Source organism: Microvirga roseola (assembly GCF_020866965.1).
Classification (GTDB): Bacteria; Pseudomonadota; Alphaproteobacteria; order Rhizobiales; family Beijerinckiaceae; genus Microvirga; species Microvirga roseola.
The window spans coordinates 45,495-71,970 of sequence record NZ_JAJATX010000005.1 but is presented as its reverse complement, the minus strand read 5'-3'; the positions used below and the strand labels follow the sequence as shown (position 1 = coordinate 71,970).

Sequence of the window (26,476 nt, the reverse complement as noted above, 5' to 3'; positions counted from 1 at the left end):
TCAATCGTAGCGGATGCGCGGATCGATCAGGGCATAGAGGATATCGACCACGAGGTTGAAGAGGAGAACGAAGACCGCAATGACGACGACCGTGCCCATGACGAGGGTGTAGTCGCGGTTGAGCGCGCCTTCGACGAAGTAGCGTCCGATGCCCGGCAGGCCGAAGATGGTTTCCACCACCACCGAGCCCGTGAGGAGCGCCGCAGCCGCCGGGCCGAGATATGACACCACGGGAAGCGCCGCACCGCGCAGGGCGTGGACCACGATCACCCGCGTGGGCAGCCCGAGGGAGCGGAGCGTGCGGATGTGGTTGGAGCGCAGGTTCTCGATCATGGCCGCGCGGGTCATGCGCGCGACGACCGCGATCTGCGGCAGCGCCAGCACGATCACCGGCAGAACGAGATGGCTCGGGCTCCCGTAAGCCCAGCCTGCGACCGGCAGCCAGGCGAGGGCCAGGCCGAAGACGATCTGGAGGACCGGAGCGACCACAAAGTTCGGGATGGTCAGGCCGAGGGCGCCCATTCCGGTCACGGTGTAGTCGACAGCGCTGTTCTGGCGGAAGGCCGCAATGGCGCCGAAGGTCCCGCCGACGATGATGGCAAGCGACAGGGCCAGCGCGCCCAGGGTCATCGAGACGGGAAGCCCGCGCGCAAAGAGTTCCGCGACCGAGAAATCGCGCAGGATGAAGGAGGGGCCGAAATCCCCGCGCATGACGGCGCTGAGATAGAGCCAGTACTGCTCGATCAGCGGACGGTCGAGCTGGTAGATCCGGTTGAGGTTCTCCATCACCTTCGCTTCGAGCGGACGCTCGAGATCGAAGGGGCCGCCGGGCGCGAGCCGGATCAGGAAGAACGAAATCGTGACGATGATGAACAGCGTCGGAATGGCCGCGAAGAGGCGGCGGGTGATGAAGGAGAGCACCTGAAAGCTCCTCCGTCTCGAATAAAAAATGAAAATGCAAAAAGGGGCGGCCTGAAAAGCTCAGGCCGCCCCCATCTGCAGGTTCTTACTGGGTCTTCGAGAGGAAGCGGCTCGGGTAGACGCCGCGCGTATTCTGCACGAAGCCCTTGATCTTCGGCGAGATCAGGTTGCTCTTGCCGTAGTACATGATCGGGATCCAGGGCATGTCCTTCATGAGGATGGCCTCGGCCTTTTTCATGATGTCTGCGCGCTTCTCGAGATCCAGCTCCTTTGCGGCGTCCTCAAGAAGCTTGTCAAACTCCGGATTGTTATACTTGCCGTAGTTGAAGCCCTTGCTGTCGCTCTTGAGCAGGAACAGGAAGTTGTTCGGATCCGAGTAGTCGGCGATCCAGCCGTAGCGGGCGATGTCGAAATCGCCGCCGTCGCGCAGGTGAGCGAAGTGCGTCTTGCCGTCGGTGTTGATGAAGGAGGTCTCGACGCCGAGCTGCTTCCACTGATCGGCGATGGCCACGACTGAGTTCCGGTTGTTGTCCGTCGTGTTGTAGCGGATCTCGACCTTCAGCGGCTTGCCGGGACCGAAGCCGGCTTCCTTGAGAAGCGCCTTGGCCTTGTCCTCGCGGTCGATCGGCGACATGTCCTTGTAGTCCATGTAGGCCGGCTCGCCGTAATTGCCGATGCCCGGGGGCATGAAGGAGTAGCCGGGCTGCATGGTCTCGCCCCAGATCTGCTCGGCGATGAACTCGCGGTCGACGCCCATCGAGAGAGCCTGACGCACGCGGACGTCGTTGAACGGAGCCTTCGACGAGTTCGTCACGAGGTACCAGGTGCCGAGATACGGGCCGAGCTTGACCTGATCGCTGAAGCGCTGCTTGAGCGACTTGATCTGGTCGGCCGGGAGCTCGTCCATCGTGTCCAGCTCGCCGGCCTCGTAGCGGCGCACGGCCGCGGCAAGGTCAGGATGCGGGATGAAGTTGACGGTGTCGATCTGGACGTTCTTGGCGTCGCGGTAGTTCTCGTTCTTCACGAGCTTGATGTGCGAGTTCGGGACGAACTCGGCCAGCTTGTAGGCGCCGTTCGACACCATGTTGCCGGCCTTCACGAAGTCCTTGCCGAACTTCTCCACTGAGGCCTGGTGAACGGGCAGGCTGGTCTGGTGGGTCAGGAGCTCGATGAAATAGGGGGTCGGATTCTCAAGGGTGATCTCGACAGTCTTGTCGTCGACGGCCTTCACGCCGAGCTCTTCGAGCTTGCCCTGGCCCTTGTTGATCTTCTCAGCATTCTTGATCGGGTACAGGATGTTCGCGTATTTTGCGCCTGTCTCCGGATTCATGATGCGGCGGTAGGAATAGACGAAGTCGGAGGCCTTCACCGGATCGCCGTTCGACCACTTGAGGCCGTCGCGGAGTGTGAAGCGGTAGGTGAGGCCGTCGTCGCTGACTTCCCATTTCTCGGCCTGGCCCGGAACCGCCTCGCCCTTGGCGTTGTAGGTCACAAGGCCTTCGAGAAGGTCGCGCAGGATGTGGGCTTCCTGGACCGTTGAGGTCTTGTGGGTATCGAGCGTCTCGGGCTCGCCGGTATTGCCGCGGTTATAGACGACCTGGGCCGATGCGGCGCCCATGAGGGCGGCTGTGGCGACGGCTGCGAGCGCCGTGCGTTTGATCCATGATGACATTAGACGCGTTCCCTTTTTGCTGTTCTCTTGAAGCCAAAAATGCCTCGGTCCAAGCCGATAAGGCAGCGACCTTGTCCTATTTGTTGTTCAAACAACTGTTTATGTCCAGTACTATCCTGGCGATTTCTGAAACTTAGTTCGGTACCGCTTCCGGGCTCGTAGAGAGGCTTCACGCGCCGGTGTCGGAGACCAGTCCGGCGGCTTCGACCCCGCCTGTCGCGGCAATCTCGTCATTGTCAGAAGTGTCGCCCGAGACCCCGACGGCTCCAAGGATTTGGCCCTGCCGGTCCTTGATCAGGGCCCCGCCGGGCACGGGGACGAGCAGGCCGCCGACCGCATGGGTCGCGGAGGCGATGAAGAAGGGGCGGTCCACCGCCATCTTGTTGAGCGCGCGGGAGCCGACCCCGAGGGCCAGGGCGCCGTAGGCCTTGCCCATGGCGATCTCGGCGCGCTTGAGGCTGGTGCCGTCCTCCGAGAGCAGCGCCTTGATCGCGCCGCGGGCGTCGTAAACGGCCACGGACAGGGGCTTGAAGGATTTCTCCCGGCCGGTTTTCAGGGTCGCAGCGGCGATGGTCTGGGCAATCTGCAGGGTGAGCTCGGTCATCCCGTTCCTCCTTTGGCGGGTCAGTTCTTGGGCGTAGAGAGCAGGTGGTCCCTAGCGGGTTGCGGCTTCCCGCGCTTCGAGCCATGTCGCCACGGCCCTCCGCTCCTCCAGGGTCATCTCGGTGATGTTGTTGGGCGGCATGGCATGGGTCAGGACGCTCTGGATCCGGATCAGCTCCGCATGGCGGGCGATCTCCTCGGGCGTATCGAGGCGCACACCCTTCGGCGGAACGGGAATGCCCTCCCAGACAGGCCCCTCCATATGGCACATGGAGCAGCGGGACTGGATCGTGAGAACGGCCTCGTCGAAGGCGGCGGCGAGCTCCACCGGCTGTCCGTCCGCCGGAGCCGCGGCCAGGTTGGCGTTTCCCGGCTTGCCGATGATGGAGAGCCAGACCGCGAGCGCGACGCAGGCCGCCGCCACGCCCCAGGTCCACCAGGGTGACCCCTTGTCCGCGTGGCGGGAATTGAAGAAGTGCCGCACCAGCGCGCCGGCGATCAGGATGAGCCCCACGATCCCGACCGCATAGCGCGACGACCACGCCAGCGGATAATGGTTCGAGAGCATCAGGAAGATCACCGGCAGGGTGAGATAATTGTTGTGCGTGGAGCGCAGCTTCGCCTCTTTCCCGAGCTTGGGGTCGGGCGAGCGGTCGGCCAGGAGATCGGCCACCACCTTCTTCTGGTTCGGGATGATGACGAAGAACACGCTCGCCGACATCCAGGTGGCGATCATCGCACCCGTATGAAGAAAGGCGGCGCGGCCGTTGAAGACCTGGGTGAAGGCATAGGACGCGGCGAGAATGTAGAAGAACAGCACGATTCCGAGCACAAGGCCGTTCTTGCCCAGGGGAGAGCGGCACAGGCCTTCATAGACCAGCCAGCTCACGGCGATGCCGCCGATGCCGATGGCAGCGGCCTGCCAGGGGGCGAGGACGAGCACCGACGGGTCGATGGTGTAGAGGCTGGCCTGGAGATAGTAGATCCAGACGATCAGGAAAAAGCCGCTGATCCAGGTGGAATAGCTCTCCCACTTGAACCAGGTCAGGTCCTTGGGCATCTCGGGCGGCGCCACGAGATATTTGCGCATGTTGTAGAAGCCGCCGCCATGGACCTGCCAGGCCTCGCCGCCGACGCCTTGCGCCAGCCCCTCCCGCTTCTTCAGGCTGAGATCCAGATGGATGAAGTAGAAGGACGAGCCGATCCAGGCGATGGCCGTGATCACGTGGATCCAGCGGAGGATCTGACTGATCCATTCGGAAATTTGCGGGTCGAACATGCAGCAACTTGAAATGAAAAGGAAAATATAGCCTAGAGCGCCCCTTCCGTTTGCGGAAGGTCCGCCAGCCGCCTTTTTCAACAGGGAACCCGGTCCCGCGAGGCCCTCGCTTCGCCCCGCGTCGTCGGAATGCCGCTTGACGCCAGGGCGGCGGACCGAAAGATTCCTGATCGAGACGACTGATTTTCCCGCTCCTGAGAGGTTTCATGGGCCGCCTGTCCACCCATGTCTTGGATACCGTCAACGGCAAGCCCGCGAAGGGCGTCGCCATTGAGCTCTTCGCCGTCGAGGGCGGGCAGCGCCGCTCCATTGCCCGCACGAGCACCAATGCCGACGGGCGGACCGATGCGCCCCTGATGGCGGGCGATGCCTTCAGGACGGGAGCCTATGAGCTCGTCTTCGAGGTCGGCGCCTATTTCAAAGGCCTCGGGACCCCGATGGCCGATCCGCCTTTCCTGGACATCGTGCCGATCCGCTTCGCCATCGCGGAGCCTGATGGAAACTACCACGTGCCGCTCCTCGTCTCGCCCTGGAGCTACTCCACCTATCGGGGAAGCTGACCGTGCCCGAAACCTCCTATCCCCGCGACCTCGTCGGCTACGGCCGCACGCCGCCCCATCCCCGCTGGCCGAACGACGCCCGGATCTGCGTCCAGTTCGTCATCAATTACGAGGAAGGGGGCGAGAACAACATTCTCCACGGCGACAGGGCTTCCGAGGCCTTTCTGTCGGAGATCGTCGGGGCGCAGCCCTGGCCGGGCCAGCGGCACATGAGCATGGAGTCGATCTACGAATACGGCTCCCGCGCCGGCTTCTGGCGGCTGTGGCGCATGTTCACGGAGCGCAACATGCCCGTGACCGTCTACGGGGTCGCCACCGCCCTCATGCGAAACCCGGAAGCCGTGGCCGCCATGAAGGAGGCGGACTGGGAGATCGCGAGCCATGGCCTCAAATGGATCGACTACCGCGACTTCTCCTCCGACGAGGAGAGGGCGCATATGCACGAAGCCATCCGCATCCACACGGAGGTGACCGGCGAACGCCCCCGCGGGTGGTACACGGGCCGCACTTCGGAGCACACCAACCGCCTCGTGGCGGAGGAGGGCGGCTTCCTCTACAGCGCCGATTCCTACGCGGACGAATTGCCCTACTGGGAGGAGCACGGCCGACGCCGGCAACTCATCGTGCCCTATACGCTCGACGCCAACGACATGCGCTTCGCGACGCCCCAGGGCTTCAACTCCGGCGACCAGTTCTATGCCTACCTGAAGGACACCTTCGACACGCTCTATGCGGAGGGCGAGACCGCGCCGAAGATGATGTCGGTGGGCCTCCATTGCCGCCTCGTCGGGCGTCCGGGCCGCGCGGCTGCTCTCGCCCGCTTCCTCGATCATGTCGCGTCCCACGAGGGCGTCTGGGTCGCGCGCCGCATCGATATCGCCCGCCACTGGATCCGTCACCACCGCCCTGTGGACCTGAAGCCGAGCGTCATGAGCCGGGCCATGTTCGTGGAGCTTTACGGCGATGTCTTCGAGCATTCGCCCTGGATCGCGGAGCGGGCTTACGATGCCGGGCTCACCTCCACCCAGGACACGGCGGAGGGCCTCCACGCCGCCATGGTCCATGTGCTCTCTGAAGCGGGCCGCGAGCAGAAGCTCACCCTCATCCGGGCGCATCCCGATCTCGCCGGACGGCTGAAGCTCGCCGACCTGACCGCCGATTCCCAGAACGAGCAGGCCTCGGCGGGCCTCGACAGTCTGACGGAGGAGGAGCGGGACCGATTCCTTGCGCTCAACGACCTCTACAAGGAGAAATTCGGCTTCCCCTTCATCATGGCGGTCAAGGGCCGCTCGAAGGAGGAGATCCTGACAGCTTTCGAGGAAAGGCTTGAGCACGATCCAGGCGAGGAGTTCGACACGGCCATCGTCCAGATCGAGCTGATCGCACTCCTCAGGCTCAAGGACCGTCTGCCGTCCCTGGCCGAGGTGTTCTCGACCCTGGCCTGACGCACATCAAAGACTGTTTTGAAGGAAATCCCATGAACCAAGATATGCCCCGGATCGTCGACCTCGACCGAGATGAGGTCAAGCAGGGGCTGGCCGATGGCTCCATCCTCCTGGTGGACGTGCGCGAGCCCCACGAATTCGCCGCGGGACACATTCCGGGCTCGGTTTCGAATCCCCTATCGTCCTTCGATCCGTCGGAGCTGCCCGGGGGCAAGCGGATCGTCTTTTCCTGCGCCGCCGGCGTGAGGTCGGTCCGTGCCATCGAGTTCGCGCAGGCCGCCGGGCGGGACCTCCACGAGCATTACAAGGGGGGCTTCAAGGACTGGGCGGCTGCAGGCGAGCCGGTTGAGTAGCTGGCAATTCCGGTAGCGGCACTTCACGGAGATGTGTTCTCGGCAAGAGTGCTCAAGCTTCGAGAGTTGTGCGCTAATGCCGCATGCGGATGGGGGCCCCGTGAGAAGTCCCCCCAAGCGGGATCCACAAGAGGGTAATATCTACATGAAGCGTTCAATTTTCGTCGCCGGGCTTCTGGCGTTCGGCGTCACCGCGGCCATCGCGCAAGGCAATGTCGTCGAACAGCGCCAGGCCCTCATGAAGGAGATGGGAGCCCAGGTTCGCACGCTCGGCGGCATGCTGCGCGGGCAGGCTCCCTTCGATCTCGCCCAGGCCCAGTCCGGGCTCAGGATTCTCGCCGAGAACTCACAGAAAGCCCTGCCGCTCTTCCCCGAAAGCTCGAGGACCGTCGAGAAGACCGGCGCCCTGCCGGCAATCTGGGAGAACAAGGCCCATTTCGATTCCATCTTCCAGAAGATGAACCAGGATGCCCAGGCTGCCCTCGCTTCCGTCAGGGACGAGGCTTCCTTCAAGGCGGCGATGCCCGGCGTTCTCCAGAACTGCGGCGCGTGCCACAACACCTTCCGCCAGAAGACCTGAGGACGGCGCGGATCCAATTCGGGCGGCCGTCAGGGCCGCCCTTCTTGTTTTGAGGGCAGGGATGCGAAAAGCGATACTGGCGTTGTTGGTCCTGATCGTTCTGGGCGCTTTGGGCTTCTGGGCCCTGACGTCCCCGCAGGCCTACGCCGTTATTCGCGGCGACGAGGCGACGGCGTGGGAAGCGGCTGTCGCGCAGGGGCGCCAGCCCGATCTCGAGAACGGGCGCAGTCTTTTCTATGCAGGAGGCTGCATCTCCTGCCACGCCACGCCGAACCAGGACGACAAGCTGCGGCTGGGCGGCGGCTATCCGCTGAACTCGCCCTTCGGCACGTTCTACGTCCCGAACATCTCGCCCCATCGGCAGGATGGGATCGGGGCCTGGAGCACGGCCGATTTCATCCGCGCCATGCGCGAGGGCATATCTCCGGACGGACGGCATTACTATCCAGCCTTTCCATACACCTCGTATCAGAGAATGCCGGCGGAGGACCTGGCCGATCTCTTCGCCTTCATGATGACGCTGCCGGCCGTGGAAGGCCGCGCGCCGGCGCATGACCTGCCTTTCCCCTACAACATCCGCCGCGGGGTCGGCGTCTGGAAGCTCGCCTTCCTGGACGGGCAGGTCTTCGTGGCCGATCCGACGAAACCGGCCAGCTGGAAGCGGGGCGCGTACCTGGTGAACGGGCCGGGCCATTGCGCCGAGTGCCACAGCGAGCGCAACGCTGCGGGCGCCATCATCGAGGAGAGGCGTTTCGCCGGCGGGCCCGATCCGGAGGGCAGGGGCGTCGTTCCCAACATCACGCCTCACCCGACCGGCATCGGAGGATGGTCTGCGGGCGAGCTGAAGACCCTGCTCAAGACGGGCGAGACGCCCCTCTTCGATACGGTCGGCGGGCCGATGGGATCGGTTGTGGCCAACACGGCCCAATTGTCCGATGCCGACCGTCGGGCGATGGCGGAGTACATCCTGTCCCTTCCGCCACGGGAAGGGTTCAAGGCGGCCGAATAGGGGTTCGGCCGCGGCCGGACCTCAGTCCATCACGGCCGCCTTGAGAATGCAGACCATGGAAGCGCGTCCGGGCTTGTCGCCGATGCAGCGCACGGAATGCGGACGGTCGCAGCGATAGCGCAGGGTTTCGCCGGTCTTGGCCTGCTGGACGACGCCGCCCACCTCGACCTCGAACTCACCCTCCAGAACGGAGAGGCACTCGACGGATCCCCGCTGGTGGCCGTCGGAATCGAGGGCGCCGCCCGGCTCCGCCTGGACGTCGTACCATTGCAGCCACTCGATGGTCTTCAGCCAGCCGACGATGGCGAGGCGCACCTTGCCGTCTTCGGAGACCAGGATCGGGGTGTCGGCCTTGGACGACTTCTCGATGAAGGGCTCCTCGTCCCCGGATGCCAGCACGCGCTCGATGGACACGTCGAGGGCCTGGCTCAGCCGCCAGATGGTCGCGAGCGTCGGGTTGGTCTCGTTGCGCTCGATCTGGCTGATGATCGACTTCGCCACGCCGGACTGCTCGGCAAGCTCCGACAGGGACAGGTTGTAGGCCTTGCGCAGGCGCTGGATGGTCTTGCCCATATTGCCGGACAAGACCTGGGCTCCCGTTTCCAGTTCCCGGTGCCGTTCCTTGCCCTCGACGCCCATCGTGCCCGCCTTATGTCCTGAAAAACCGAACGTTCGTTCCTCAAAACGGTTGTGCGGTAACAGACGGACCGGGTCAAGCACCCGGGAGGTCGCGGAGCCGCTTTTCCCTCAGACGCCGGGCCTCTGCGGGGCGGCGGCGAACTCCTTCGTGCGCATCATCCCGAGCCGATGCTCGCGCCAGACGATGAAGAGACCCGTGGCGGCGACGATGGAGGCTCCGATCAGCATGGTGACGGTCGGAAGGTCGCCGAAAACAAACCAGCCGAACAGGAGCGCCCAGATCATCGTCGTGTACTCGAAGGGCGCGATCACCGAGGTATCGGCGAAACGGTAGCTCTGGGTGAGCAGGATCTGCCCGATTCCCCCCAGAATACCGCCGACGACGAACAGGGCGAGATCCATGGCGTCGGGCTTGCGCCAGCCGAGGAGGGCTGTGCAGAGGGAGAGGACCGAGGCCAGGATGAAGAAATAGAAGACGATGGCGCCGGTCTTCTCGGTGGCCGTCAGGCGGCGCACCTGGATCATGGCTCCGGCCGAACAGAAGGCGCCCGCCAGGGCGCAGACGGCGCCGAGGGTCGGCCCCCCGCTCAGGCCGCCGCTGAAGGTGCCGACGTTCAGGTAGGGCGCGAGCATGATCAGGACGCCGATGAAGCCCACTGCGACGGCGGACCAGCGATAGGCCCGGACCTGTTCCTTCAGGATGAGCGCTGCGAGGATCACGACGATCAGGGGCGATGCGTAGCCGATCGCGATCGCATCGTGGAGCGGCAGATAGGCGAGGGCGGCAAATCCCAGATACATGCCGCTTGTGCCGATGAGCCCGCGCTTGAAGTGCCCGGCGATGTTCTTCGTCCTGATGGAGTTGATGAGATCACCCTGCCAGAAGAGCCACGCCATGAGCGGCAGGATGGCGAAGGACGAGCGGAAGAAGACGACCTCTCCTACCGGGTAGCGCGCCATGAGCGTCTTCAGCGTGGCCGACATCATCGTGAAGACGAGGGCGGAGAGGACTTTGAGGGATATCCCCAGGAGAGGTTTCACAGGAAGGAGGTCGCTTGAATCGGGAGTAGCAACCAATCACGCGAAAGCCCCCGCGTGAAGACCTGCGAAGCACGAAATGCCTGCGCTCAGCGCATGAGGTCCGGGTCGGCTGTCACAAAATTGCAAGGATAGTGTCACCGGGACGAGATGCGAATCCGGTTTGGCTTGAAGGGAAAGCCAAGTGAGGACGCCGCATGGCCCAAGAGTTGAATGCTGTTCGCGTGCGTACATTGTTCCTGTCGGATCTCCACCTCGGCACCAAGGGGTGCCAGGCGGACGCCCTGCTGGAGTTTCTCAAACGATACGACGCCGACACCATCTATCTCGTCGGCGACATCGTCGACGGCTGGCGGCTGAAGTCGGGCTGGTACTGGCCCCAGGCGCATAACGACGTGGTGCAGAAGCTTCTGCGCAAGGTGCGCAAAGGCGCGCGCCTCGTCTATATCCCGGGCAATCACGACGAATTCTTCCGCGATTACATCGGCGTGCATCTCGGCGGGATCGAGCTCGCGGATTATGCCCTCCACGAAGCCGCCGACGGAAAGCGCTATCTCGTCATTCACGGCGACCAGTTCGACCTCGTGGTGCGGCACGCCCGCTGGCTCGCCCTGCTCGGCGACGGCGCCTATACGGCGGCGCTCTTCATCAACACCCATCTGAACATCGTGCGGCGCAGGCTCGGGCTGACCTACTGGTCCCTGTCCTCCTGGGCCAAGCTGAAGGTCAAGAACGCCGTCAACTACATCAGCCGTTTCGAGGAGCTGCTGGCGGCCGAGGCAAAGCGCCACGAGGCCGACGGCGTGGTCTGCGGCCACATCCACCATGCGGTCATGCACGAGCAGCTCGGCGTGTCCTACGTTAATACGGGCGACTGGGTGGAATCCTGCACGGCGGTCGTCGAGCATTACGACGGGGCCTTCCAGCTGATCCGCTGGACGGAGATGCAGCGGGAGGTTCAGCTCGAAAAGCAGCCGGCCCGCGAAGCAGTCGCCGCTGCGCTGCGCGAAAGGGTGGCCTGATGCGCCTTCTGGTCGCCACCGATGCGTGGCGTCCCCAGGTCAATGGGGTCGTCCGCTCGCTCGAATACATGGCGGCCGAGGCGCCCCATTTCGGCGCCGAGATCGTCTTTCTGACGCCGGACCGCTTCCGCTCCTTCCCGATGCCGACCTATCCGGAGATCCGCCTATCGCTGACGGGCCCCGGGCGCGTCGCCCGCATGGTCGAGGAGATCGCGCCCACGCATATCCACATTGCGACGGAGGGGCCCATCGGGCTTGCCGTGCGCTTCGTCTGCAGCCGGCAGGGACGGGCCTTCACCACCAGCTATCACACGCGCTTTCCCGAATATGTCGCGGCCCGTACGCCGATCCCGCAAGCCTGGTCCTACCGCGCGCTGCGGCGGTTCCACCGCGCCTCCCGCGCCATGATGGTCAGCACGCCGTCGCTCGAACGCGAACTGACGGTGCGGGGTTTCAAGAACATCGTGCGCTGGACACGGGGCGTCGACACGGAACTCTTCCGGCCCCGCCCCGAGCGGGTGCTGGAGGTGACCTCGCCGGTCTTCCTCTATGTCGGCCGGGTCGCCGTCGAGAAGAACCTCGAAGCCTTCCTGTCCCTCGACCTTCCCGGCACGAAGGTGATCGTGGGCGACGGACCCGCGCGGGCGGAGCTCGAAGGAAAGTACCCGGAGGCCCGCTTCCTCGGCGCCCTCACCGGCGAGGACCTGGCGCGGGTCTATGCCTCCTCGGACGTCTTCGTCTTCCCAAGCCTCACGGATACCTTCGGCATCGTCCTGCTCGAGGCGCTGGCCTCCGGCCTTCCCGTCGCCGCCTTTCCCGTGACGGGTCCGGCGGACGTGATCGGCGCCTCGGGCTGCGGCGTTCTCAAACCCGACCTGCGGGAGGCGGCTCTCGAAGCCCTCGGGATTCCGAAGGACAGATGCCGGGCCTATGGGGAGACCTTCACCTGGCGCGAGAGCGCGCGGCAGTTCTTCTCGAACATCGAATCCGCCATCGAAGGGGAGAGCGCCCGCTCGGCTCCGGTCCTCGACCCGGACAGCGTGCTGCAGGCAGGGTGAGGACGTTCCAGCGTCACTGGAAAGTCCTTCCTGAGATCTGCCAGAGAATGCCCTTATCGGCATTCATGCACCGTGTTATGGCTCCGGCATCCCACCTCCGGCCGATTCCAGAAGGCCTTCCCCCCGATGCCGCCGTTGAAAGCCCTCGAAGTCCGCCTCGGCTCCCTGCAGGCCGCGAGCTTCGTCAGCCATGGGGTCTACCTGCCCTTCTTCCCTCTCTGGCTCCAGAGCAAGAACCTGTCGCCTACGATCATCGGGCTCATCATCGCCGTCCCGGTCATTGTGCGAATCCTCGCGACGGCTCCCCTGATGAGCCTGGCCGACCGCTCGTTCGGCGCAAGGCGGCTGCTCCTGGCGAGCCATACGGGGCAGGTCCTTGGTTTTCCGCTTCTTCTGCTTGCCGATGACAGCATGGCGATCATGGGCCTCGTCGGCCTCATCGCCGTCGCTCAGGCCTGCATCATCCCGGCCAACGACCTCGTCTCGACCAATGCGGTCCAGCGTCATCCGGGCCTGAACTACGGCCGGATCAGAGGCTCGGGCTCGGTGTCGTTCTTCATCGCCAACATCGTGGCCGGCTACTTGGTCGGAGCCTTCGGTGCGAATGTGGTGGTCGTCGCCCTTGCGCTCATCCCGCTCCTGGGCATCGCGGCAACCCTGGCGGCCGTTCCGCAGGAAGTGCCGGAAACCTCCGCTCCCGTCGCAAAGCAGGTATCCTCCAGCGCGCCCAAACTGCCGAAGGCGCTCTGGCTCGTCCTGATCGCTGCCGCCGTTACGCAAGGCAGCCACGGCGCGCTGAACGCCTTCGCCAGCATCTACTGGCGTTCGCTCGGCTTCTCCGATGCGGTCATCGGCTATTTCTGGGCAGTCGGCGTCATCGCCGAGATCCTGGTCTTCATCTTTCTCGGCCGGGCGGTGGGGCGCGGATCGGGCCTCGGTCTCATCCTCATCGGGTCGGCGGCGGCGGCGATCCGGTTCACAGTCCTCTCGCTCCATCCGGGGCTTGCCCTCACCTTCGTTCTCCAGGCCATGCACTGCCTGTCCTTCGCCGCCACCCATATCGGCACCATGGCGGCCCTGGCCGCCCTGTCGCCGAAACATGCCCGCGGGCGGGCTCAGGGGATCTACGGCTCCCTGGCTGCCCTGGTCATGGCCGGTTCGACCATGGCGAGCGGCGTGATCTACAACGAGGCGGGGGCGGCCGTCTTCGCCGCGATGGCCCCCCTGGGAGCCATCGGCTTCGTCCTCATGCTGGTGGCGGTCCGGATGCTGAAGGCTCAGCCCCAGAGGGCAGGCTCTGGCGGGTAGACGATGCTGCCCTCGTAGTGCAGCCCCGGCTCCCGATCCCGCGCGAGGAGAAGCGGCCCGTCGAGATCGACGAAGCGGGAGCGGGGGGCGAGCACCATGGCAGGGGCCATGGCGAGCGAGGTTCCCACCATGCACCCGATCATGAGGGAGAACCCGCGCTCCTCCGCCGCATCGGCCAGGGCCAGGGCTTCGGTGAGGCCGCCGGTCTTGTCCAGCTTGATGTTGATCACGTCGTAGAGGCCGACAAGCCTGTCGAGGCTTGGCCGGTCATGCACGCTCTCGTCGGCCAGGATCGGGACGGGACGGGAGATTCTGGAAAGATAGCCGTCGGCCTTGGCGGGGAGGGGCTGTTCGACCAGGGCATAGCCTGCCTCGGCGCAGGCGGCGAGATGCGCCTCGATGTTCTCCTCGGTCCAGCCCTCGTTGGCATCGGCGATCAGGGTCGCCTGGGGTGCGGCCTTTCGGACGGCGGCGATGCGCTCGAGATCGCCTCCGGGCGCGCCGAATTTCACCTTGAGGATCGGCCGCTCGGCCGCCCTGGCGGTGGCCTCCGCCATGGCTTCCGGGGTATCGAGGCTGATCGTGTAGGCCGTGGTCGCAGGCGGCCAGCGGGTCAGGCCGGCGGTCACATGGGCGCGGATGCCGGAGCACTTGGCGTCCAGATCCCAGAGGGCGCAATCGACCGCATTGCGGGCCGCTCCCGCCGGCATGAGGCCCTGCAAGGCCTCCCGGGTCAGCCCGGCCTCGATCTCCGGCCTGATTGCTTCGATGGCCGCCGCCACGCCTTCGACCGTCTCGCCGTAACGGGGGTAGGGCACGCATTCCCCATGCCCGACAGCCCCGCCCTCGGCGATGGTGGTGGTGACCACAACGGCCTCCGTGCGCGAACCCCGCGCGATTGTGAACTTGCCGGCGATGGGGAAACGGTCGATGGAAACGGTCAGCTGGCGCATTCTCTGGTCATCCCGTGAACTTCGGCTCGACTTGTGGCGCAGCAACACGCTATCACCAAGCGGAATCAACGCCGGAAGGATGACAGTGGCGCAGAGCACCTTGGCTCCAGAGCCGCAAGTGAAAATTGAGCGCGCCGGGGACCGGGTGACCGCCAAGCTTTCCGGGCCCTGGACGGCCGGGCACGCCAGGCAGATCGAGGCCTGGGCGGAGCAGGTTTCTGCGGAGGCGGGCCAGCACCACGTCATCATCGACCTCGGCCGCGTGCAGCATCTCGACACCCTGGGCGCCTGGGTTCTCGACCGGACCCGGCATGACCTCGGGGAGCGAGGCCTTGCAGCGGATTTCGCCAATGCCTCTCCGGAGCAGCAGATCCTCCTGAACGAGGTGGCCTATCGCGGGTTTCAGGAGCAGCCGCAGATCAGGCGCTCCCTTTTCTCCGGGTTCCGGGACCGGCTCATCGATTTCTTCGCCGATATCGGCAAAAGCATTACAGGGGCGGGGCAGGATCTCGTCAGTGGCGTCGCCTTCCTGGGCGAACTCATCTCGGCGCTTGTGCGGGTCATCCTTCACCCTCGGCGGTTCCGGGGCACTGCGGTCGTCAACCAGCTGGAGCAGATCGCCTATCGGGGCGTGCCGATCATCGTTCTGATCTCGTTCCTGGTCGGCTGCATCATCGCCCAGCAGGGCATCTTTCAGCTCATCCAGTTCGGCGCCACGCCCTTCGTGGTCGACCTCATCGGCATCCTCGTCATGCGCGAACTGGGCGTGCTCCTGACGTCCATCATGGTCGCCGGCCGTTCGGGATCGGCCTTCACGGCCGAAATCGGCTCCATGAAGATGCGGGAGGAGATCGACGCCCTGCGGGTCATGGGGCTCGATCCCATCGAGGTTCTCATCGTTCCCCGCATCCTCGCCCTGATCCTCGCCCTGCCGCTCCTGACCTTCATATCCTCCATCGCGGCCCTGTGCGGGGGGGGAGTGACGGCTTGGTTCTACGGCGACATCAGCCCGGACGTCTTCCTCTCCCGCCTCAGGGGAGCGATCGCCATGAACACGTTCCTGGTCGGCCTCATCAAGGCCCCCTTCATGGCGCTCATCATCGGGATCATCGCGACCCTGGAGGGAATGGCCGTGCAGGGTTCCGCCGAGTCCCTCGGGCGCCACGTGACCTCCTCGGTGGTGAAAGCCATCTTCATGGTCATCGTGCTCGACGGTCTCTTCGCCATGTTCTTCGCGGCCATCAGGTACTGAAGCGATGCTCGACAGGCACCATCCTGCTTCCCCCAAGGACCGCGAGGTCATCATCCGCGTGCGCGGAATCGAGGTCGGATTCGGGGAGAGGACGATCCTCAAGGGCCTCGATCTCGACGTCTACCGGGGTGAGATCCTGGGATTCGTCGGCGCATCGGGCCAGGGCAAGTCCGTCCTGACCCGGGCTATTCTGGGGCTCGTCCCGAAAAGGGCAGGCACCATCGAGGTGCTTGGCCGCAACCTCGACGAGCTATCGCTGTCGGAGCGCCGCGATCTCGAGCGCCGTTGGGGGGTGCTCTTCCAGCAGGGAGCCCTCTTCTCGGCCTTGACCGTGAAGCAGAACGTCCAGGTGCCGATGCGGGAATATCTCGACCTGTCTGAGAAGCTTCTCGACGAGATGGCCATGCTCAAGATCGAGATGGTGGGTCTCAAGCCCGATGCTGCCGACAAGCTTCCTTCGGAGCTCTCCGGTGGCATGATCAAGCGCGCGGCCCTGGCCCGGGCATTGGCCCTCGATCCGGACATCCTGTTCCTGGACGAGCCGACCTCCGGCCTCGACCCCATCGGAGCCGGCGAGTTCGATGAATTGATTGCGACGTTACAACGGACTTTAGGGCTTACCGTATTCATGGTAACCCATGACCTGGATAGCCTTTATACGGTTTGCGATCGGATCGCGGCTCTGGGCGACGGAAAAATCCTGGCGGAAGGGCCGATCGAGGTGCTGCTGGCATCCGATCACCCCTGGCTCCGCTCCTATTTTCACGGGAAACGGGCACGCGCGGCCATGGCCGGCAGTGCATAAGGTTAGCGATGGAAACGCGGGCAAATTACGCTTTGATCGGGCTTTTCACCCTGGCGGTGATCGCCGCGGCCTTCGGGTTCGTCTACTGGTTCGCGGGAGGCGAAAGGGGGCAGGGGCGTGAAACGATCCGCATCGTGTTCTCAGGCTCGGTTGCGGGTTTGAACAAGGGCTCGAGCGTGGCCTTCAACGGCCTGCGCATCGGCGAGGTGACCGATATCAGCCTTCTGCCGGAGGATCCGCGACGTGTTGTCGCCATCGCTCAGGTCGACAGCTCCACCCCGATCCGCACCGACACCCGCGCCCGCCTGGAATACCAGGGACTGACCGGGGTTGCGAATGTCGCGCTGTCGGGCGGCGAACCCACTGCACCGCCGCTCGCGGCAGGGCCGGGCCAGCCCCTGCCGACGATCTTCGCCGACCGTTCCGACTTCCAGGATCTTCTTGAATCAGCGCGCAACATCGCCCGCCGGGCCGATGACGTGCTGGAGCGGGTCGGCCGGGTGATCTCGGACAATGAGGGCTCGATCAATCGCACCGTCCAGAATGTCGAACGCTTCTCCGCTGCCCTCGGCGAGAATGCGGACGGCATCGACCGCTTCCTCGCTCAAGTAGGGCAGGCAGCCGAGAAGGTCGGGCCGCTGGCCGAAAAGCTCGAGACCCTGGCGACCAATGTCGACCAAGTGGTCCGCGCGGTCGAGCCGCAGCGCGTCGCCCGAATCGTCGAGAATGTCGACAGTTTCAGCCAGGCTCTGGGCGAGAACCGGCAGGCCATCGACAATACCGTACGCAATGCGGAGAGCCTTGTGACGCGTCTCAACGAGACGGCGCCCAAGCTTGACGCCGCCATCGGCGATATCGCGAATGTCGCCAGCGCCATCGACCCGGCGAAGGTGGGGCAGACCGTCGACAAGGTTCAGGAAGTCGCCAATTCCGTCGACAGCCAGCGGGTCGCGCGCATCGTCGAGAACACGGAAGCCTTCACGCAGGTGCTGGCTCAGAACCGCGAGGCCATCGATGCGGCCCTTCGCGATGCGGCAAGCCTCATCGGCCGCCTCAACGAGACGGCGCCCAAGCTCGATGCCGCCATCGGAGAGATCGCAAACCTCACCAAGGCCGTCGATCCGACGAAGGTGGGCCGCACGGTCGACAACATCGACACCTTTGCCCAGACGCTCAGCAACCGCAGCCCCGATGTGGACAAGGCGATACAGGAGGCGCGCGCGCTCACCGAGAAGCTCAACAAATCGGCGGATCGCATCGACAACGTACTCGCGAGCGCAGAAGGCTTCCTTGGTTCCGCTTCGGGCGAATCGGGGGAGGGAGCCTTCAACACGATCCGCGAGGCCGCGACCTCCGTCCGCGAGCTTGCGGATAACCTGAACAAGCGGACCGAGGGCATTCTGACCGATGTGGGCCGCTTCACCAACTCGGGCCTGCGCGAGTATGAAGCCCTTGCGGGAGAAGCGAGAAAGACGCTCAACGACATCAGCCGGGCAGTCCGGAGCATCGAGCGCAATCCACAGCAGTTTATTTTTGGTGGCCGCCAGTCTATCCCCGAATACAATGGGCGCCGCTAAGCTTCAGACCGTATGTGTGAGTCATCCGTGTTCCCCCCAAAAACCGATAGGGCAAGGCCGCTCCTGCGCATCGCGCCGGTGCTGGTCCTTGCTGCCGTGACCGCTGCCTGTTCGTCGACGCCTGCGCCGACGACCTACGATCTGTCGGCGACCACGACACGGATCCGGGGGGCAGCCGGCGTCCAGATCGCCGTTGCGGAGCCCACGGCCGTTCAGCCCCTGACCTCCGAACAGATCATCGTGAAGGACGCCAGCGGCGCCATAGCGGCTCTCGGCGGGTCCCAATGGGCGGACGATCTGCCGTCGATGATCCAGGCCCGCCTGGTCACGACCTTCGAGAATTCATCCCAGTCCATCGGCGTGGTTCTCCCGAGCAGCGGGACCGATGTCGACGTGCGGCTCCTGTCCAACCTGCGCAGCTTTCAGATCATGACGCCCAGCAACGAGGCGGAGGTCGAGATTGCGGCGAAGATCGTGAGCGACCAGACCGGCCGGATCATCAACAGCCGGATCTTCCGTGCCCGCCTGCCGGTCGCCGCCATCGATGCCGCCAATGCGACGACAGCCCTCAACGAGGCTCTCCAGGTAGTGATGGCCGATATCGTGCGCTGGGTCGGGGGAAGCAATCTTCCGCGCCGGGACGACCCGGAAGCGCTGGCGATGTCACAGCCGCCGGCCTGAGCGACCATCCTCCTCGCAAAAAAGAAACGCGGCCGAGAAGGCCGCGTTTTCGGTTGTTCGGCTTGGCGGTGCTCAGCCGGTTCAGTCGAACCGGCCGCTCGCATGGGCCAGCATGGTGTAGACCTTGCCGGTTTCCGACGTGAGGTAGGTCTTCGTCAGCATTGAGTCCCTGTCGTCGCGGGAGACTTCGGCGAGCAGGCGCTCGAACTCTTCCACATACCGGTCCACGGTCTGACGGAACTCCTCGTCACGGCGGTACTTGCGACGGATCTCGTCGAAGGTCTGCTGTCCCTGCTGCGTGTAGAGGCGGCGTGTGAACACGTTCTGCTCGCCGCGACGGTAGCGATCCCACAGCTCGACGGCCGCATCGTGGTCGATCATCCGCGCGATATCGACGGAGATCGAATCGAGGGATTCGAGGCTGTTGACCCGGGAGCGGGAGGGAGCGCGGGCCGGCTCCTCATCCTCGCGGGAGGCGCGGTTGAGGAGATCGGACAGCCAGCCGCCTCGGGCGCCGGACTCGCTGCGGGCAGCGGCTTCTTCCCGGCGGGGAGCCGGACGCTCCGCTGCCGGCTGGGCCGGCCGGGCAGGGGCCTGAACCGGTGCGGGCCTGGGCTCAGCCTGGCGCGCAACGGGTTGGGGAGCAGGGGCCGGGTTGCTCGCGATCCGCTGCTCGACGGCGGCGGCAACGGCCGCCATGGTGGCCGCGACCGGGGTCTCGTTCACGGCAGCCTTGCGCGGCTGGGCGGCGGGAGCCGCATCGACCACGCGGTTGGAGCGAGAGACCAGGGCCGAGAGCTCGTTGAGAGCTTTGATCTGGTCGGCGACGACCCGGCGCATATTGGCGGTCGTCTCCTGCGTCTCCTGCGGCAGTTCCACAACGCCGCGGCGCAGCTCAGCCCGGGTCGCGTCCAGCTCGCGCTGGATCTGGGAGGTCATGCCGCGCAGGTCGCCCATGGTGTCGCGGAACTTGGCGGTGGCGTTGCTGAGCGCCTCGGTCATCTCGGCCGCCGCCTGCTCATAGGCGGTGCGTAGAGCGGCCGCGGTGCGCTCGCCTTCCTCGCCGGTCGAGGTGCGGATGCGCTCGAACTGCTCGCCGATGGCGCTCGTCGTCGCCTCCGCCGTGCTGGCCAGCACGGAGCCGATCTGGCGAGCCCTGTTCTCGGCGTTCTGGAGGGAGCCCTCCACGAGAGCGGAGAACGCCCGCGTGACGGATTCCAGCTCCTGCGAGCGCGCGTCGATGCGGCCCAGCAGTTCGTCGAGCGCGGCCTGGCGGGTCGTCAGGGCGTCGCTCATGCGGGCCTCGACGCGCTCCAGGGCGGTCGCAGCCTCTGTGAGGGTCTGCATCTGCTCGTGGGTGGTGGCGGTGAGCGCAAGGCCGCGCTCCTCGAGGGTCGAGGCCAGATCCGCGGCCTGCTGGATCGCGCCGGACGACACGCTGCGCAGGGCTTCCACCTGATCCGCGACCTGATCCGAAGCGCGACCCGTCTGGGAGGCGATCTCCGAGAGCAGGATCTCGATCTGCCGGACGCGGCCGGCAAGGCCGTCCTCGACCGCACCGAGATTGCTGCTGGCGCTCGCTGCGACCTGCTGGAGCATGCGGTTGGCGTCCTGCAGCCGGCCGAGCACGTCGGTGAGTTCGGTGCGCAGGCGCTCGTTGGTGCCGACCAAGGTCTCGACCGTCTGCTCCGCACCTTCGCTGAGAGCGGCGCGCATGGATTCGGTCGACTGGACATAGGAGGAGGTGAGCTCCATCGTCCGGTCCTGGAAGCTGCCGATGACGGCGTTGCTGCGCTCCTCCAGAGCCCGCAGGGTGGTCTCGCTGATGGCGGCGACCTCGCGGCCGATCTCCTCGCTGCGACCGTTCAGGCTCTCGACAAGGGAGGCGCCCTGCGTGTCGAAGATGGAGCGGATCTCGCCGATCCGGCTGCTCAGGGACACGACCACGGCCTGGCTCTTGTCGTCGATGGTCTCGACGATGCCGTTGAGCCGGTTCACGACCCGGTTCTCGAACAGGGACACGCGCTGGTCGAGCGTCGAGGCGAGCTCCTCCGTGCGGCTGCCGAGGGTCAGGTTCATCTCATCGACGCGCGAGCCCAGGGTCTGGCTAATCTCTTCGGCACGGCTGCCGAGGGTCTGGTTGATCTCGAAGGCGCGGGCGCCCAGGGACGTGGCGATCTCGTCGGCCCTGTCGCCGAGGATCTGGTTGATCGTGGAGGCGCGGGTCTCGAGAGCCTCGCCGATCTGCTCGGCCTTGGAGGAGAGCGTCTCGGCGATGGCGCTGGTCTTGGCCGTGATGGCCTGGCTGATCTCGTCCACGCGGGTCTGGAGCGCGTTCGCGACATCGCGGCCGCCTTCGGCCATGACGCGGGCCATCTCGCCCGTCCGGACCACGAGGGCCTCGTTGAGAGCGGACGAGCGGGCGCTGAGCACGCTGTCCACGCGCTCGACGATGGTGTCGAAGTTGACCGTGATCTCCGTGGTGCGGCGGCTGGCATGCTCTTCCAGAGCCGTGAGCTGGCCCTCGATGGCGCTGGTCGCCTCGCGGGCACGTTCAGCGAAGGCTTCCGCCATGGCGCTGCCCTGAACGGTAATCAGGCGGTCCATCTCTGCGAAGCGGCCGCTGATCGTTTCGGTCAGGCTGCCCACGTCGCGGGAGATGCGCTCGGCCAGTTCGCCGCCGCGGCCCATGACGTCCTCGAAGGCCGTCAGGCGAGAGCCGAGGGTCTCTTCCATTTCGCGGGTGCGGGTATCGACCGTCGTCGATAGGTCCGTTGCCGTGCGGTTGAGGACCTCGTTGACGCGTGCGCCCTGTGTGGTGATCGCGACGACGATATCCTTGCCGGTGGTGGCCAGGCGTCCCTGGACCTCGTCGGCGTGGCGGGTGAGGGTCTCGGAAAACTCCTGGCCGCGGGTCTCGAAGACGTTCTGGAATTCCTCGACACGGGAGCCCATGAGGAAGGAGATCCGCTCGCCGACCTGGGACAGGCTGGTCTCCAGGGCCTCGCCCTGGGTCGTAACGGATTCGCTGACCCGCTGGCTCGCCGTCTCGAGACGCTGGGCTAGGTCCTCGACCCGGGTGCCGATCGACTCGTCGGCGAGGCGCACGGCGCTCTCCAGCTGCTCGCGCACATCGCTGCCGCGCTGCATGATTTCGGTGATCACGGCTGCGGCCGTCGTGGCCAGCCGCTCGCGGAACTCGTTGCCGCGCACCACGATCTCGTCGACCACTTCGGTGCCGGTATTGGCAAGCTGCTCGCGCAGGTTTCCGCCGCGGCTCGCCAGCTCCTCGAGGAGGGTGTTGGCCGTGGACGCGAACTCCTCGCGCAGGGCGCCGCCATTGACCTTCAGCTCCTCGACGACCGAGGTGCCCGTCGTGGTCAGCTGCTCGCGGACGAGGGTGCCGCTGGCGAGGATCTCCTCACTCACGGTCGACCCGGCTGCCGCGATCTGCTCGCGCATCTCCGCCGTGCGGGCGGTGATGTCGTCGGCGATCACGCCGCCGGTGGCCGCGAGCTTCTCGGTAATCTCGCTGCCGCGCTGTGCGAAGCTCTCCTCCAGGGAGCGGGCCGTCTGCTCGAAGGCCTCCCGCACGTCGCTGCCCTGCTTGGCGAGGGCATCGATGACGCCGCGGCCGGTCTCGGCGAGGGTCCGTGTGACCTGGCTTGCGCCTTCCTGGAGATGGCGGGTCAGAACGTCGCCGGTCCGCTCGAAGGCGCCCGTGATGTCCTGCGCCTTGCTCTCGAGGGCGCCCGTGATGGTGGTGCCGACCTCGGCGATCCCGGTCTTGATCTCTTCGCTGGTGCCGGAGAGGCGCTCGACCAGCTCGACGCCGCGGCTGGCCATTTCCTCCACGACCCGCTCGCCGGCCCGGCCGAGGGCCTGGGTGATCTGGTCGCCGCGCTGTTCGAGCGAGTTCATCACCCGGTCGCCTGCGCTGCTGAAGGACGACACGACGCGCTCGCCGGCGACGTCGAGATCCTGGATCAGGGTTTGGTGCGCGCCGGTGATGGCGCCGCGCACACGCTCGGAATTGGTGACGATGGCCTCACGCTGCGTGACGAGCTCGTCGATCAGCGAGCGGATGCGGATCTCGTTGTCGGAATAGGCGCGCTCCAGGGTGGAGATCTCGCTGCGGACGAGGGTCTCCAGCTCACCGGCGCGGGCCAGGGCGCGCTCGACGCCGTCGCCCACGGCCGCCACCTCGCGACGCACCGCCTGGGATACGGAGAGCACCGCATCGGTCGAGAAGTTCTCGGGCTGGGCCAGGCGCACGGCGACTTCGCCGACGGCCCGGGCGACCATCTTCATCTCCTGCGAGCGGACGGTCAGCATCGCCACGATGAAGAAGAGGATGACCGGAGCGACCAGGACCATGGCTCCAAGCGCCAGCTGGGCCGTGGAGAAGGTGGCGAGCAGCTGCTCGGGAGTGGCGATGCCCTGGGCGTAGGCGAGGGCACCGACGCCGCCGAGCCAGAGCAGGGAGGCCAGGGCCGCGATGACATAGGGACGGCGGGACGGGCGAACCTGGAGCGCCTGCAGCATGACGCCGACATTCTGGCGGTCGTCGTTGGCGACGGCCGCCCGGTCGGGCGCAAGGAAGCCGGTGCGGGACATGTCGTCCAGCTGGTCGTCCTGAAGGTCGTCGCGCTCGGGCAGCGAGCCGGATCCGAGACCGAAGGGGCCCTTGGTGAAGTCATGGTCCTCGATGTCGGGAAGCCTGGGCTCTTCGGCGGACGACTGGCCGTCCGCCCGGTCCGGCGTCTGGATCACGAATGTCTCGTCAAGGTTGAGCGCCTGCTCGACGGCTGTCAGAGCCGCCTCCGCCGGGTCTCTCATCTTCTTTTTCTCGCTCGCCATGATCCGCCCTCGTGACGCCAACTACTAAGGGGTTGAAGCCGCTCGCTCCGCTAAAGACGACGTGGATGCGTGGCTGCAGCCCTGTGCGAAAGAACCGGATGCGGTTCTTCCGTACGGTAACCTGTCATTTACCAAGCGAGTTTAGCGGCCGGTCCGAAGTAAGGAAACCCGATCTGCCCCGCCTCTTACGAACGTCGTTAACGGCTCAGTAACCTGCACTACCGGGTAAATTGAGGCGAAAAAACGGCAGCGTCCGCCCCTGTCTCTCGTCTTTCGGCGTTCCCTGTCTTAAATATCCGCCGACAATGAAAGGCCTGCAATGATCAGCATCACATTCATCGATTCCGAGGGCACGGCCCGGACGGTCGAAGCCGAGGAGGGCGCCACCGTCATGGAGACCGCCATTCGCAACGGCGTTCCCGGGATAGAGGCCGAATGCGGCGGAGCCTGCTCGTGCGCGACCTGTCATGTCTATGTCGCGGAGGAATGGGAAGCCGCTACCGGACAGCCTCAGCCTATGGAGGAGGACATGCTCGATTTCGCCTTCGACGTCCGCCCGAACTCGCGCCTGTCATGCCAGATCCGCGTCCGTCCGGAGCTCGACGGGCTCGTCGTCCACACGCCCGCCCGCCAGGGCTGAGCCGGAGACCTTTCATGTTCAAGACGATCCTGGTTCCCGTCGATCTCGGTGAGGTCGAGGCGGCGCAGCCGGCTCTCGACAAGGCGGTCGCGCTCGCGAACGGATCCGACAGCACGCTGCGCCTGATCTATGTACGCTCCATCGTGCCGGTCACCTACATGGAGTTCATGCCGCCGACCTTCGATGCGGAGCAGCAGGCGGATGCGGAGAAGAAGCTGGCCGAGCTGGCGGCCAAGGTGGCGCTTCCGGCAGAGCGCGTCTCGGCGGTTGTCCGCCTCGGGTCCGTCTACAACGAGGTCCTGGACGAGGCGGAGAAGACCGGCGCGGACCTCATCGTCATCGGCTCCCACCGGCCGACCATGGCGACCTATCTGCTTGGCTCCAACGCCTCCACCATCGTGCGCCACGCCAGGTGCTCGGTGCTAGTGGTGAGGACTTAGGAGCTTTCGGCCAATGCTCAGGAAACCCTCGGCATGAGTTCTGCCGGGGGCAGGTCAGGCCGGAAAGGGCGCGGCTTGTTGAGCCGCACCATAGGCTCGATCTGCCAGATCCCGACCAGGGCGAACAGGGCTCCCATGAGGGCAACACCCGTCGATCCCATCTGAAGCGCCCGCCCGATCAGCACGGCCATGACCAGCAGCGAGGCGAAGGCGAGGGCGGTCGTCGAGGCCCAGAGCCACCAGGGCTTTCCGGCAACGAAGCGCGCCTCGGGATTCGCGCGGGCGATGGCATCGCAGAGCGCCTGCGCAAAGGCGCGGTACTCGCCCGTCATCTCCTGAGCCTCCACAAGGCTCTTCCAGTTGAGAGAGGTGAAGGTAAAGGACTTGCCGTCCTTCAGGGTCACCTTGGTCCGGAAGGCTTTCTGGGACAGCCGGCCCGGCTCGTAGGTCATACGTACGGTCTCGACCGCGCCAAGCGCGACCTCCTGGACCTTGCGGCCCGAATCGACGGTAAGCCTGTCGCCCTTGAGCGCGAAGCTGATCGGTCCGCCAACCGGGCGGGGGCTGTGGGTGTAGGTCGAGGTCATCGGATCAACGCACCAGTGCACGCATCGCCTGATCGATGCCTTCCAGGTTGAGCGGGTACATGCGGTCGGCGAAGAGCTGGCGCATGAGGGTGATGGATTGGGCGTAGCCCCAGTGCGATTGCGGCACCGGGTTCAGCCAGACCGCCTTCGGGAAATGGTCGAGGATGCGCTGCAGCCAGGCCCGGCCGGGCTCCTCGTTCCAATGCTCGACGGAGCCGCCGGGCGTCATGATCTCATAAGGACTCATGGAGGCGTCGCCCACGAAGACCACCCGGTAGTCCGACCCATAGGTGCGGATCACGTCCAGGGTGGGGATCTTCTCGTCGAAGCGTCGGCGGTTTTCCTTCCAGAGATTCTCATAGACGCAGTTGTGGAAGTAGAAGTGCTCGAAATGCTTGAATTCGAGCCTTGCGGCCGAAAAGAGCTCCTCCGCGGTCTCGATGTGCCAGTCCATGGAGCCGCCGACATCGAGGAAGAGCAGGACCTTCACCGCATTGCGGCGTTCCGGCCGCAGGCGCACATCGAGATAGCCCCTGTGGGCCGTCTCGTGGATCGTTCCGTCGAGGTCGAGTTCCTCCGGCGCTCCGGTGCGGGCGAAGCGGCGCAAACGGCGCAGCGCAATGCGCATGTTGCGCACGCCGAGCTCCACATTGTCGTCGAAGTCCCTGAACTCGCGCTTGTCCCACACCTTCACGGCGCGGAAGTTGCGGTTCTTGTCCTGGCCGATGCGGATGCCTTCGGGATTGTAGCCATAGGCCCCATAGGGCGATGTGCCGCCAGTCCCGATCCATTTGTTGCCGCCCTGATGGCGGCCCTTCTGCTCGTCGAGGCGCTTCTTCAAGGTTTCCCAGAGCTTGTCCCAGCCCATGGCCTCGATCTGGCGCTTCTCCTCGTCGGTCAGGTAGCGCTCGGTGAGCTTGCGGAGCCACTCTTCGGGGATCTCCGTCTCCCCGAGAGCTTGGCCCGTGCTCTCGAGACCCTTGAAGACATGGGAGAAAACCTGATCGAAACGGTCGAAATGCCGCTCATCCTTCACGAGGCAGGCGCGAGACAGATAGTAGAATTCCTCGACGCTCTTGTCCGCGAGATCCCGGTCGAGCGCCTCCAGCAGAGAGAGATACTCCCTGAGCGATACCGGCACCTTGGCCGCGCGCAACTCGGTGAAGAAGGTGAGAAACATCGCGCCAGTGTCAG

Annotated in this window: 24 protein-coding genes; 14 read left to right on the top strand and 10 right to left on the bottom strand. The window is 65.4% G+C overall.

Features of this window, described 5'->3' with window-relative positions; all coding sequences use genetic code 11:
* From LG661_RS05265 to LG661_RS05250, 4 genes are all read right to left on the bottom strand, one after another.
* Positions 1-921, bottom strand: a complete 921-nt coding sequence (locus tag LG661_RS05265; protein WP_230530828.1) for an ABC transporter permease subunit — start codon at positions 919-921, stop codon at positions 1-3.
* Between the two features lie 85 nt (positions 922-1,006).
* Positions 1,007-2,593, bottom strand: coding sequence for a peptide ABC transporter substrate-binding protein (locus LG661_RS05260; protein WP_230530827.1), 1,587 nt, complete (start codon positions 2,591-2,593; stop codon positions 1,007-1,009).
* 169 nt (positions 2,594-2,762) lie between these two features.
* Positions 2,763-3,197 (bottom strand): GlcG/HbpS family heme-binding protein, encoded by a 435-nt coding sequence (locus LG661_RS05255; protein WP_230530826.1) that lies wholly within the window; start codon positions 3,195-3,197, stop codon positions 2,763-2,765.
* Between the two features lie 51 nt (positions 3,198-3,248).
* A complete protein-coding gene (locus tag LG661_RS05250) occupies positions 3,249-4,475 on the bottom strand; it encodes a urate hydroxylase PuuD (protein WP_230530825.1) in 1,227 nt (408 codons plus the stop codon).
* Between the two features lie 206 nt (positions 4,476-4,681).
* On the opposite strand from LG661_RS05250, the gene uraH reads away from it, so the two are divergent.
* From uraH to LG661_RS05225, 5 genes are all read left to right on the top strand, one after another.
* Positions 4,682-5,035: a hydroxyisourate hydrolase gene (gene uraH, locus LG661_RS05245; RefSeq protein WP_230530824.1), complete on the top strand. Its 354-nt coding sequence runs from the start codon at positions 4,682-4,684 to the stop codon at positions 5,033-5,035.
* Positions 5,036-5,037: 2 nt separating this feature from the next.
* Entirely contained in the window at positions 5,038-6,480 is a 1,443-nt protein-coding gene (gene puuE, locus LG661_RS05240; protein ID WP_230530823.1) for an allantoinase PuuE, read from the top strand.
* A 32-nt stretch (positions 6,481-6,512) separates the two neighbouring features.
* Complete coding sequence (locus LG661_RS05235; protein WP_230530822.1) at positions 6,513-6,833, top strand: rhodanese-like domain-containing protein; 321 nt, start codon at positions 6,513-6,515, stop codon at positions 6,831-6,833.
* Positions 6,834-6,978: 145 nt separating this feature from the next.
* Positions 6,979-7,413 (top strand): c-type cytochrome, encoded by a 435-nt coding sequence (locus tag LG661_RS05230; RefSeq protein ID WP_230530821.1) that lies wholly within the window; start codon positions 6,979-6,981, stop codon positions 7,411-7,413.
* A 61-nt stretch (positions 7,414-7,474) separates the two neighbouring features.
* On the top strand, positions 7,475-8,422 hold the full coding sequence (locus LG661_RS05225) for a c-type cytochrome (protein ID WP_230530820.1): 948 nt from the start codon (positions 7,475-7,477) through the stop codon (positions 8,420-8,422).
* A gap of 21 nt (positions 8,423-8,443) precedes the next feature.
* Here the strand turns inward: LG661_RS05225 and LG661_RS05220 are convergent, their stop codons facing one another.
* Together LG661_RS05220 and LG661_RS05215 are read right to left on the bottom strand one after the other, a co-directional pair.
* Positions 8,444-9,061, bottom strand: a complete 618-nt coding sequence (locus LG661_RS05220) for a helix-turn-helix domain-containing protein (RefSeq protein ID WP_230530819.1) — start codon at positions 9,059-9,061, stop codon at positions 8,444-8,446.
* A gap of 108 nt (positions 9,062-9,169) precedes the next feature.
* Positions 9,170-10,102, bottom strand: a complete 933-nt coding sequence (locus LG661_RS05215) for a DMT family transporter (RefSeq protein ID WP_230530818.1) — start codon at positions 10,100-10,102, stop codon at positions 9,170-9,172.
* 194 nt (positions 10,103-10,296) lie between these two features.
* On the opposite strand from LG661_RS05215, the gene LG661_RS05210 reads away from it, so the two are divergent.
* The 3 genes from LG661_RS05210 to LG661_RS05200 all read left to right on the top strand — a co-directional run bounded on the left by LG661_RS05210 (position 10,297) and on the right by LG661_RS05200 (position 13,487).
* Entirely contained in the window at positions 10,297-11,121 is an 825-nt protein-coding gene (locus tag LG661_RS05210) for a UDP-2,3-diacylglucosamine diphosphatase (protein WP_230530817.1), read from the top strand.
* Positions 11,121-12,179: a glycosyltransferase family 4 protein gene (locus tag LG661_RS05205; protein ID WP_322098841.1), complete on the top strand. Its 1,059-nt coding sequence runs from the start codon at positions 11,121-11,123 to the stop codon at positions 12,177-12,179. The genes LG661_RS05210 and LG661_RS05205 overlap by 1 nt, the downstream gene beginning before the upstream one ends.
* Positions 12,180-12,305: 126 nt before the next feature.
* Positions 12,306-13,487 (top strand): MFS transporter, encoded by a 1,182-nt coding sequence (locus tag LG661_RS05200; protein ID WP_230530816.1) that lies wholly within the window; start codon positions 12,306-12,308, stop codon positions 13,485-13,487.
* On the opposite strand, the gene dgcA is transcribed toward LG661_RS05200, so the two are convergent.
* On the bottom strand, positions 13,457-14,440 hold the full coding sequence (gene dgcA, locus LG661_RS05195) for an N-acetyl-D-Glu racemase DgcA (RefSeq protein ID WP_230530815.1): 984 nt from the start codon (positions 14,438-14,440) through the stop codon (positions 13,457-13,459). The two genes, LG661_RS05200 and dgcA, sit on opposite strands and share 31 nt — an antisense overlap.
* Before the next feature lie 79 nt (positions 14,441-14,519).
* Between dgcA and LG661_RS05190 the strand changes: the two genes are divergently transcribed.
* From LG661_RS05190 to LG661_RS05175, 4 genes are read left to right on the top strand one after another with little or no spacing between them, the layout of a single operon-like run.
* Positions 14,520-15,692 carry an ABC transporter permease gene (locus tag LG661_RS05190; RefSeq protein ID WP_407666662.1) on the top strand — a complete coding sequence of 391 codons (1,173 nt, stop codon included), beginning with the start codon at positions 14,520-14,522 and terminating at the stop codon, positions 15,690-15,692.
* Positions 15,693-15,696: 4 nt separating this feature from the next.
* Complete coding sequence (locus tag LG661_RS05185) at positions 15,697-16,497, top strand: ABC transporter ATP-binding protein (RefSeq protein WP_230530813.1); 801 nt, start codon at positions 15,697-15,699, stop codon at positions 16,495-16,497.
* 8 nt (positions 16,498-16,505) lie between these two features.
* A complete protein-coding gene (locus LG661_RS05180; protein WP_230530812.1) occupies positions 16,506-18,074 on the top strand; it encodes an MlaD family protein in 1,569 nt (522 codons plus the stop codon).
* A 27-nt stretch (positions 18,075-18,101) separates the two neighbouring features.
* Positions 18,102-18,755 carry an ABC-type transport auxiliary lipoprotein family protein gene (locus tag LG661_RS05175; protein ID WP_230530811.1) on the top strand — a complete coding sequence of 218 codons (654 nt, stop codon included), beginning with the start codon at positions 18,102-18,104 and terminating at the stop codon, positions 18,753-18,755.
* A gap of 81 nt (positions 18,756-18,836) precedes the next feature.
* On the opposite strand, the gene LG661_RS05170 is transcribed toward LG661_RS05175, so the two are convergent.
* Positions 18,837-23,615: an apolipoprotein A-IV repeat region-like domain-containing protein gene (locus tag LG661_RS05170; RefSeq protein WP_230530810.1), complete on the bottom strand. Its 4,779-nt coding sequence runs from the start codon at positions 23,613-23,615 to the stop codon at positions 18,837-18,839.
* 319 nt (positions 23,616-23,934) lie between these two features.
* Between LG661_RS05170 and LG661_RS05165 the strand changes: the two genes are divergently transcribed.
* Positions 23,935-24,255 (top strand): 2Fe-2S iron-sulfur cluster-binding protein, encoded by a 321-nt coding sequence (locus LG661_RS05165; protein WP_230530809.1) that lies wholly within the window; start codon positions 23,935-23,937, stop codon positions 24,253-24,255.
* A gap of 14 nt (positions 24,256-24,269) precedes the next feature.
* Positions 24,270-24,695, top strand: a complete 426-nt coding sequence (locus tag LG661_RS05160) for a universal stress protein (protein WP_230530808.1) — start codon at positions 24,270-24,272, stop codon at positions 24,693-24,695.
* A 17-nt stretch (positions 24,696-24,712) separates the two neighbouring features.
* Here LG661_RS05160 and LG661_RS05155 read toward each other — a convergent pair whose 3' ends face one another.
* Together LG661_RS05155 and LG661_RS05150 are read right to left on the bottom strand one after the other, a co-directional pair.
* Positions 24,713-25,282 carry a hypothetical protein gene (locus LG661_RS05155; RefSeq protein ID WP_230530807.1) on the bottom strand — a complete coding sequence of 190 codons (570 nt, stop codon included), beginning with the start codon at positions 25,280-25,282 and terminating at the stop codon, positions 24,713-24,715.
* A 4-nt stretch (positions 25,283-25,286) separates the two neighbouring features.
* Complete coding sequence (locus LG661_RS05150; RefSeq protein ID WP_230530806.1) at positions 25,287-26,462, bottom strand: vWA domain-containing protein; 1,176 nt, start codon at positions 26,460-26,462, stop codon at positions 25,287-25,289.
* Positions 26,463-26,476: the final 14 nt, after the last annotated feature.